The organism is Geodermatophilus sp. SYSU D00766 (genome assembly GCF_054049915.1).
Genome location: NZ_JBJGYI010000075.1, coordinates 1 through 8,525 on the forward strand (window position 1 = coordinate 1; position 8,525 = coordinate 8,525).

Consider the following 8,525-nt stretch of genomic DNA (forward strand, 5'->3'; position numbering starts at 1 on the left):
GGTACACATTAAGACACCGGGCGCCCCCCCCCCGGCCGCGCGCCCCCCCCCCGGGGGGGGGGGGCGGGGCCCCCCCCGACGATCAGGTCACCTGATCCCAGCGGAGCCCCTACAGGTACTGGCCGCCGCCGGGGCGGGGCTCGGCGGCGGCGCCGGGGCCGCCGGGCAGGGCGCGACGGCGGATCTCCTCCAGCTGCGCGCGGGCGGCCATCTGCTGGGCGAACAGCGCCGTCTGGATGCCCTGGAACACGCCCTCCAGCCAGCCGACCAGCTGGGCCTGGGCGATCCGCAGCTCGGCGTCCGACGGCGTCTGGTCCTCGCTGAACGGGGAGGTGATCCGGCGCAGCTCGTCGGAGAGCTCCGGCGCCAGGCCCTGCTCGAGCTCGCGGATCGAGGAGGCGTGGATGTCGCGCAGCCGGGCGCGGCTGGCCTCGTCGAGGGGCGCGGCCCGGACCTCCTCGAGCAGCTGCTTGATCATCGTGCCGATCCGCATGACCTTGGCCGGCTGCTCGACCATCTCACCGATGTTCGAGCCGCCCGCCTCGCCCTCCCCGCCCGCGGGGCCGGCGGCGGGCACGGGCATCGCGCCGACCGGCCGCCCGTCGGGGCCGACGACGAGGACCTGCTGCGGGCGCTCACTGCCGTTGCCGGGTGCCGTCATGCCCCCATCCTGCCCCCCGCCGTCGGCGGGCGAACGCCGGGCGCTGGGCCCCGGTGCGGCGGCGCGGGCCCCGGACGGCGCCAACTAGGGTCGCCCGCATGCACCCGGGGGAACCACGGCTGGACGTCGCGCGCGTCCGCGGCCAGTTCCCCGGGCTGTCCGACGGCTTCGTGCACACCGACGCCCCGGCCGGCACCCTGCTGCCCGAGAGCGTGGTGCACGCGGTGTCCGCCGCGATGCGGGTGCCGGTGGCCAACCGCGGTGGGGTGTTCCCCGCGTCGTCGCGCACCGAGGGGCTGGTGGCCGGCGCCCGCGCCGCGGTGGCCGACCTGGTCGGCGGGGTCCCCACCGGCGTCGTCCTCGGGCCCAGCATGACCACGCTGACCTACGCCGTGGCGCGGGCGCTGGCGCGCACCTGGCGCCGCGGCGACGAGGTCGTCGTCAGCCGGCTCGACCACGACGCCAACATCCGGCCGTGGCTGACCGCGGCCGCCCAGGTGGGCGCCGTCGTCCGGTGGGCGGAGGTCGACATCGAGACCGGTGAGCTGCCCGCCTGGCAGTACGACGACCTCATCACCCCGCGCACCCGGCTGGTGGCGGTCACCGCCGCCAGCAACGCGATCGGCACCCGCCCCGACGTCGCCTCGATCGCCGCCCGCGCGCACGCCGTCGGGGCGCTGGTCTACGTCGACGCCGTGCAGGCCGCGCCGCACGTCTTCCTCGACCGGGCCACGCTGGGCGCGGACTTCCTCGCCGTCTCGGCCTACACCTGGTGCGGGCCGCACGTGGGCGCGGTGGTGGCCGACCCGCAGCTGCTCGCCGAGCTCGACCCCGACCGGCTGCTGCCCGCGCCCGACCGGGTGCCCGACCGGTTCGAGAACGGCACGCCGCCGTTCGAGCTCTACGCCGGCGTCACCGCCGCCGTCGACCACCTGGCCGGCCTCTGCGAGGACGCCACCGGCAGCCGCCGGGACCGGCTGCGCGACTCCATGACCGCCGTCGCCGCGTACGAGGGCGGCCTGTTCGAGTGGCTGGACCAGGCGCTGCGCGCCATGCGGCACGTGCAGGTGGTCGGCTTCCCGGAGCACACCACGCCGACCCTGTCGTTCACCGTCTCCGGCATGCGCCCCCGCCAGGTGGCCGCCGAGCTCTCCCGCCGGGGCATCTGCGCCTGGGACGGCGACTTCTACGCCCGCGAGCTGTTCGACGCCCTCGGCGTCAACGAGGCCGGCGGCGCGGTCCGCCTCGGGCTGGCGCACTACACCACGGCCGAGGAGGTCGGCTACGTGATCGACTCCGTGGCCGCCCTGCGCGGCGCGCTGCTCTAGGCGCCGGCGGCGCGGCGGCGGACCAGGACGCCGACGACCGGGTTGACCACGAGCAGTCCCAGCCACGACAGCCGGGCGGCGGAGGAGGAGACCAGGTACGCCACCGGGATCGACGCGAGGAAGAACGCCGGCGGCACGAGCTGGGGGACCAGCTCCAGCCGCATCCGCCGCGGTGACGGCGGCGCGCTGACCAGGCCGGTCCGGCACGCCAGCACGTACATCACCGCCTCCGTCGAGGAGACCACCGCGACGTTCGCGGCGAAGACGGCCGTCGCCAGCGGCTCCTGGTGCTCCCCCATCGCGTCGGTGCTGAACGGCAGCAGCACCACGAAGGCGAGCAGCACGAGGTCCACCGTGACGAGGCGCCCGCTGAGGTGGTGCAGCCGCGCGACGAAGGCGTGGTTGGCCCGCCAGTAGAACGCGACGATGGCGAAGGCCACGAAGAAGGCCACGAGCTCGGTCCCGATCGCCGCCCACAGGGCGGCGGGATCGGCCCAGGCGCCGGCACGGTCCGTGCCGTCGAGGGTGGTGACGAGCAGGGTGAGCGCGACGGCGTAGGTCCCGTCGGAGAAGGCGAGCGCGCGGTCGAACTCCGGTGTCCCCCGGGCGAAGCGCGGCGACCGCGGGTCGGGGAGGTCGTCAGCCACGCCCGCAGGGTCGCACCCCGCGCCCTGCACCAGGGGCGGTCAGGCGTCGGGGAGCAGCAGCACCTTCCCGATGTGCTCGCTCGCCTCGACGACGCGGTGCGCCTCGGCCGCACGGGACATCGGGAGCCGGCGGTCCACCACCGGCCGCACCACGCCGCGCTCGACGTCGGGCCAGACGTGGGCGAGCACCGCGGCGACGATCGCGTCCTTGCCGCCGGGTCCGGTCACCGGGCGCGAGCGCAGCGCCGTCGCCGCCACCGACGCCCGCTTCGCCAGCAGCTTCCCGAGGTCGAGCTCGGCCCGCGCGCCGCCCTGCAGGCCGATGACCACCAGCCGGCCGCCGACGGCGAGGGCGTCGACGTTGCGGGCCAGGTACTTCGCGCCCATGTTGTCCAGCACGACGTCGACCCCGGCGCCGCCGGTCTCCTCGCGGACCCGCTCGACGAAGTCCTCGGCCGTGTAGTCGACGGTCACCTCGGCGCCGAGCTCCCGGCAGAACGCCCGCTTGGCCGCGCTGCCGGCGGTGGTGAACACCCGTGCCCCGGCGCGGACGGCGAGCTGGATCGCCATCGTGCCGATGCCGCTGGACCCGCCGTGCACGAGGAAGGTCTCGCCCCGGCGCAGGCCGGCGAGCTGGAAGACGTTGGACCACACCGTGCAGGCGACCTCGGGCAGCGCCGCGGCGGTGGCCAGCTCCACCCCGGCCGGGCGGGGCAGCAGCTGCGCGGCCGGGACGGCGACCCGCTCGGCGTAGCCGCCCCCGGCCAGCAGCGCGCACACCTCGTCGCCCACCGACCAGCCGACGACGCCCTCGCCGACCTCGCTGACCACGCCACTGCACTCCAGGCCCAGGACCTCGCTGGCGCCCCGGGGCGGCGGGTAGGAGCCGGCGCGCTGCATCAGGTCGGCCCGGTTGACGGCACTGGCCGCGACGTCGACCACGACCTCGCCCGGGCCGGCCACGGGATCGGGGACCTCACCCCAGCCGAGCACCTCGGGTCCGCCGGGTCCGCTGGTCGTCACCGCACGCATGCACCGACCCTAGGAGGCCGGACGCCCGCTCAGGTGCTCGGTGCCGGAGCCGGGGACGCCGCCGCGCCGGAGACGGTGACACACCTGCCGCCCCCGTCCGCGGCGACCAGGTCGGCCAGCACCTCGCCCACCGCGCGCCGGGAGACGTGCATCCCCGCGGTGTCCCCGGTCGGTGAGGTCGCGGCCGGCTCGTCGCCGTCGGTGAGGTAGACCGGCTGGACGATCGTCCAGTCCAGGCCGCTGTCCCGGACCAGCCGCTCCTGCCGCTCGTGGTCGTCGATCTGCGGCCGCAGCAGCAGCGCGAACACCAGCCGGGCCGACAGCGGCAGCCGGTCGCGCGTCTCCCCGACGCCGTAGGACGACTGCACGACCAGCCGCGGCACGCCCTGCTCGCGCATGGCGGCGACCACCGCGGCCGTGCCGCGCGACCGCACGTCCAGCGGCGTGCCCCGGCTGCCCCGCAGCCGCACCCGCAGCGGGTGCTCGCTGATGCCGAGGGTCACCACCACCGCGTCCTGCCCGCGGACCGCCCGCGCGACGTCGGCCGGCACCGTGGCGTCGCCGTCCACGGCCCGGACGCCGGGACGTCCGGCCCGGGCGGCCGACGCCCGCCGGGCGAAGGCCGTCACCTCGTGTCCCCGCGCGGTCAGCGCCTCGACCGCCGCCCGTCCGGACCCGCCCGTCGCTCCCACCACCAGCACGTGCATCCCGCTCACCTCTCACGGTCCTGCCGACCCTCGTGGCCGGTCGCCGTCGAGCCTGGCGGGCCGGCCGGTCCCGGCCCATGACCGCGCGTCCGGCGTCCGTGCCCGTTCGTCCGGCGGACCTGGACGCCCGGTGCGGCGCTCAGCAGGCTGGTGCCGTGCACGCGAACGAGGAGACCTCCGCGGATCCCGGCCGGCCGTGGACGCCGGTCGACCCGCTCGGCGGGGTGCTCGCCGACCTGCGGATCCGCGGCACCTTCTACTGCCGGGCGGAGGCGACCGCGCCCTGGGGCGTCGAGATGCCGGCGCTCGCCGGGTGCATGAGCTTCCACGTCGTCACCCGGGGCGCCTGCGTCCTGGAGGTCGACGGCGACCGGCACGAGCTCCGCGTCGGCGACCTGGCCCTGGTCCCGCACGGCCGCGGCCACCTGCTGCGCAGCGCCCCGGAGGCGCCGGTCTCCGGCCGGGCCGACCTGCTGCCCCAGCGGTACCTGGGGGACCACTACTCCGTCCTGCGGCTCGACGGCGGCGGTGCCGCGACGGGGATGGTCTGCGGGGTGGTCGAACCCGACCGGCCCGGGGCGGCCCACCTGCTCGGCCTCCTGCCGCCGGTGCTGGTCCTCGACGCGGGCAACGGGGCCTCCACGGGTTGGCTGCCGATGCTGCTGCGGGTCCTCGCCGACGAGGTGGCCGAGGACCGGCCCGGCGCCGAGGCCGTGGTCACCCGGCTCGCCGACGTCGTCGTCCTGCAGGCCGTCCGGGCGTGGCTGGACACCGCGGCGACGGGTCCCGGCTGGCTGCGGGCCCTGCGCGACCCGCAGGTGGGGCGGGCGGTCGCGCTGCTGCACCGCGACCCCGGCGCGGCGTGGACCCTGAGCCGGCTGGCGCGGGAGGCCCGGATGTCGCGGTCGTCGTTCGCCGCCCGCTTCACCGAGCTGGCCGGGGAGCCGGTGATGCACTACCTGGCCCGCTGGCGCATGCACCTGGCCACGGTCGCCCTCGGGCAGGGTGCCCGGGTCGGGGAGCTGGCCGGGCGTCTGGGGTACGAGTCGGAGGCCGCCTTTTCCCGCGCCTACAAGCGCGTCGTCGGCGTGCCTCCGACCGCGGCGGGGGAGCCGGTGCCGTCGGGGGCCGCGGGCTGACCGGCGGCCCGCGGGACGGCGTCCAAGCTGCTCGCAAGTGCGCTGCAGGAGCCCGGCGGCACCGTCTGCGCCATGACCACGACGACCCCCGTCCGCGTCCCGGCGCCGCGCACCCCCGACCACGACACGCTGCCGGCCACGCGCGGCCGCGCGGTGACCTCCCTGAGCGACCCCGCGCTGGTGTCCCGCGCGCTGCGCTCGGGGACCCGGCTGGCCGCCGAGGCGCTCACCGGCGTCGCCTTCGACGACCCGTGCTGCGCGGCCCGGCAGCGCGAGCTGGTCCGCTGGACCGCCGGCGTGGTGGCCGAGGTCCGCGCGCACCCGGGGCTGCGCCGCGACGGGGACGTCGCCCTCGACGCCGTCCTCGCCCGCACCGACCTGGCGCTGGCGCTGTTCGCCCGCGAGCTGAGCGCCGGTGCGCCCGCTCTCGCGCTCGCCCTGACCGATCTCGCCGACCTCGTCGAGGCCCGCCTGCGCGAGGCCGCCGCGCTCCCCGGCCCCGCGCGGCGCGGCGCCCGTCAGGCGCTGTTCGCCCTGCCCTGGCTGCTCGACGCCTGCCACCCCGCCGAGCAGGCGGCGGTGCTGCGGACCGCCTCCCGCGCCGAGCTGCTCACCCTGCGGCTGGGCGCCCGGCGCCACGCCGCGACGCGCGACGCCGTCCTCGGGGCCCGGTGACGGGCGGCCGGGGACGGCGTCGGCGCTCTGCGGGATCGGTCGTCAGACGCGTGCCTTGAGGTCCTTGCGCAGGATCTTGCCGGCCGCGGACTTGGGCACCTGCTCGATGAACTCCACCGCCCGGATCTTCTTGTGCGGCGCCACGCGGGAGGCCACGAACTCCATGACCTCGTCCTCGCTGATCTCCGAGCCCGGCGCCCGCACCACGAAGGCCTTGGGCAGCTCCTCGCCGCTCTCCTCGTCCTTGACCCCGATGACGGCGGCGTCGGCAATCTGCGGGTTGCCGACCAGCACGGCCTCGAGTTCGGCCGGGGCCACCTGGTAGCCCTTGTACTTGATCAGCTCCTTGACCCGGTCGACGACGGTGTAGCAGCCGTTGTCGTCCACGATGGCGACGTCGCCGGTGTGCAGCCAGCCGTCGGCGTCGAGGGTGTCGGCGGTGGCCTTCTCGTTGTTGAGGTAGCCCTTCATCACCTGGGGGCCGCGCACCCACAGCTCACCGCGCTCGCCGGGGGCGGCGTCCTCGCCGGTGGAGGGGTCCACCAGCCGGCACTCGGTGTTGGGGATCGCCAGGCCCACCGAGCCCTTGGGGACCTCGCCGGTGAAGCCCTCCGGCTCGCCGCCGTGGTCGGGGGTGGTGTGCGAGACCGGGGACAGCTCGGTCATGCCGTACCCCTGGCCCACGGTGACGCCGCTGTCGGCGCCGCGGCGCAGCCGCGCCTGCGCGGCCTGGGCCAGCGCCTCGTCCAGCGGGGCCGCGCCCGAGAGGATCGAGGTCAGCGACGACAGGTCGAACTGGTCAACCATCGGGTGCTTGGCCAGCGCCAGCAGGATCGGCGGGGCCACGAACGCGCGGGTGATCTTCTGGTCCTGGATGGTGCGCAGGAACTGCTCGAGGTCGAAGCGCGGCAGCGTCACGACGGCGCCGCCCCAGGCCAGCCCCTGGTTCATCAGCACGGTCAGGCCGTAGATGTGGAAGAACGGCAGGACGGCGATGATCCGCTCGTCGGCGCCCAGCTGGATCAGCGGGCGGCACTGGGCGACGTTGGCCACCAGGTTGCGGTGGGTCAGCATCACGCCCTTGGGCAGGCCGGTGGTGCCGCTGGAGTAGGGGAGCGTGACCAGGTCGTTGGCCGGGTCGATGTCGACCTGCACCGACGGCGCGTCGCTGCTGATCAGGTCGAGCAGCGAGGCGTGCCCCTCGGCGCCGTCCATGACGATCACCTCGTCGACCGGCGCCTGCTCGACGGCCTCCAGTGCCCGGTCGAGGAACGGCGAGACGGTGACGAGCACCTTCGCGCCGGAGTCCTTGAGCTGGAAGGCGACCTCGTGGGCGGTGTAGAGGGAGTTGATCGGGCTCATCACGCAGCCGGCCTTGGCGATGCCGTGGAACACCACCGGGTACCACATGGTGTTCGGGCACAGCACCGCGACGACGTCGCCCTTGCGCAGCCCGCGGGCGGCGAGCGCGGCCGCGACCCGGTCGACGTAGGTGGCCAGTTGGCCGTGGCTGATCGAGTCGCCGGTCAGGCCGTCGACCAGCGCGGGCGCGTCGGGCTTCTCCCGCCCCGCGGCGAGGACGAAGTCAGGGACCGACAGGTCCGGGATCTCGACGTCGGGGTAACGACTGGCCAGAGCCACGGTGCTCCTCCTCGGCGGGGACGTAACGGCGCCAGTCTCACACCCGGGCTGTGGCGCAGGACACGGGGGTTACTCGCCGGTCACCTCATCGGGGCCACAGCACCGACTGGGTGCACCGGAACAGCGCGAGCGTCTTCCGGGCGTCGGACGTGACGACGGCGTCCCACACCTGGGTGGAGCGGCCGGCGTGCGCGTTGGTGGCCACCGTCCGGATGCGGCCCTCGCGGACGGTGCCCAGGAAGTTGCTCTTCAGCTCGATGGTGGTGAAGCCGACCGCGCCCTCGGGCAGCAGCGCGCGCGTGGCCAGCCCGCAGGCGGTGTCGGCCAGGGCGACCACGGTCGCCGCGTGCAGGTAGCCGTTGGGCGCGAGCAGCTCGGGGCGCACGTCGAGGGCGGCCTCCAGACGCCCGGGCTCGTGCGCGGTGACCGCCAGGCCCAGCAGTCCCGGCAGCGTGCCCGGCAGGAGCTCGTTGAGCTCGTCGGCGGTGAGGAACCCGGTGGCGGCCACGGGCGGGAACCGTAGCGCCGGCGCGGGTCACCGGGCGGCGGAGTCGGCCGTCCCGTGGCGCGCGCCGTGCCGCACGATCAGGTGACCTGATCGTGCCGGGGGGGGGGGGGGGGGGGGGGGCCGGGGGGGGGGGGGGGGGGGGGGGGGGGGGGGGGGGGTGGGGGGGGGGGGGGGGGGCGGGGGGGGC

At 76.3% G+C, this 8,525-nt stretch carries 9 protein-coding genes; 3 read left to right on the forward strand and 6 right to left on the reverse strand.

Features of this window, described 5'->3' with window-relative positions; all coding sequences use genetic code 11:
- Nucleotides 1-109: 109 nt before the first annotated feature.
- The gene (locus ACI8AD_RS24640) at nt 110-661 is read right to left on the reverse strand and encodes a bacterial proteasome activator family protein (protein WP_456873165.1); all 552 of its coding nucleotides are present in this window, start codon (nt 659-661) and stop codon (nt 110-112) included.
- Nucleotides 662-759: 98 nt separating this feature from the next.
- On the opposite strand from ACI8AD_RS24640, the gene ACI8AD_RS24645 reads away from it, so the two are divergent.
- Complete coding sequence (locus ACI8AD_RS24645; RefSeq protein WP_456873166.1) at nt 760-1,989, forward strand: cysteine desulfurase-like protein; 1,230 nt, start codon at nt 760-762, stop codon at nt 1,987-1,989.
- On the opposite strand, the gene ACI8AD_RS24650 is transcribed toward ACI8AD_RS24645, so the two are convergent.
- Genes ACI8AD_RS24650 through ACI8AD_RS24660 form a run of 3 tightly spaced genes read right to left on the reverse strand, consistent with a single transcriptional unit; the run spans nt 1,986 to nt 4,375 of the window.
- Nucleotides 1,986-2,636, reverse strand: a complete 651-nt coding sequence (locus ACI8AD_RS24650; protein WP_456873167.1) for a TMEM175 family protein — start codon at nt 2,634-2,636, stop codon at nt 1,986-1,988. The genes ACI8AD_RS24645 and ACI8AD_RS24650 overlap by 4 nt on opposite strands.
- A gap of 39 nt (nt 2,637-2,675) precedes the next feature.
- Nucleotides 2,676-3,668 (reverse strand): NAD(P)H-quinone oxidoreductase, encoded by a 993-nt coding sequence (locus ACI8AD_RS24655; RefSeq protein ID WP_456873168.1) that lies wholly within the window; start codon nt 3,666-3,668, stop codon nt 2,676-2,678.
- Between the two features lie 29 nt (nt 3,669-3,697).
- On the reverse strand, nt 3,698-4,375 hold the full coding sequence (locus ACI8AD_RS24660; RefSeq protein ID WP_456873173.1) for an NAD(P)-dependent oxidoreductase: 678 nt from the start codon (nt 4,373-4,375) through the stop codon (nt 3,698-3,700).
- Nucleotides 4,376-4,530: 155 nt separating this feature from the next.
- Here ACI8AD_RS24660 and ACI8AD_RS24665 point away from each other — a divergent pair, with 155 nt between their 5' ends.
- Both ACI8AD_RS24665 and ACI8AD_RS24670 read left to right on the forward strand, forming a co-directional pair.
- Nucleotides 4,531-5,514 (forward strand): AraC family transcriptional regulator, encoded by a 984-nt coding sequence (locus ACI8AD_RS24665; RefSeq protein ID WP_456873169.1) that lies wholly within the window; start codon nt 4,531-4,533, stop codon nt 5,512-5,514.
- A gap of 72 nt (nt 5,515-5,586) precedes the next feature.
- Entirely contained in the window at nt 5,587-6,189 is a 603-nt protein-coding gene (locus ACI8AD_RS24670; protein ID WP_456873170.1) for a hypothetical protein, read from the forward strand.
- 42 nt (nt 6,190-6,231) lie between these two features.
- Here ACI8AD_RS24670 and ACI8AD_RS24675 read toward each other — a convergent pair whose 3' ends face one another.
- The gene (locus ACI8AD_RS24675) at nt 6,232-7,830 is read right to left on the reverse strand and encodes an AMP-binding protein (RefSeq protein WP_456873171.1); all 1,599 of its coding nucleotides are present in this window, start codon (nt 7,828-7,830) and stop codon (nt 6,232-6,234) included.
- An 85-nt stretch (nt 7,831-7,915) separates the two neighbouring features.
- Nucleotides 7,916-8,338: a PaaI family thioesterase gene (locus tag ACI8AD_RS24680; protein WP_456873172.1), complete on the reverse strand. Its 423-nt coding sequence runs from the start codon at nt 8,336-8,338 to the stop codon at nt 7,916-7,918.
- Nucleotides 8,339-8,525: the final 187 nt, after the last annotated feature.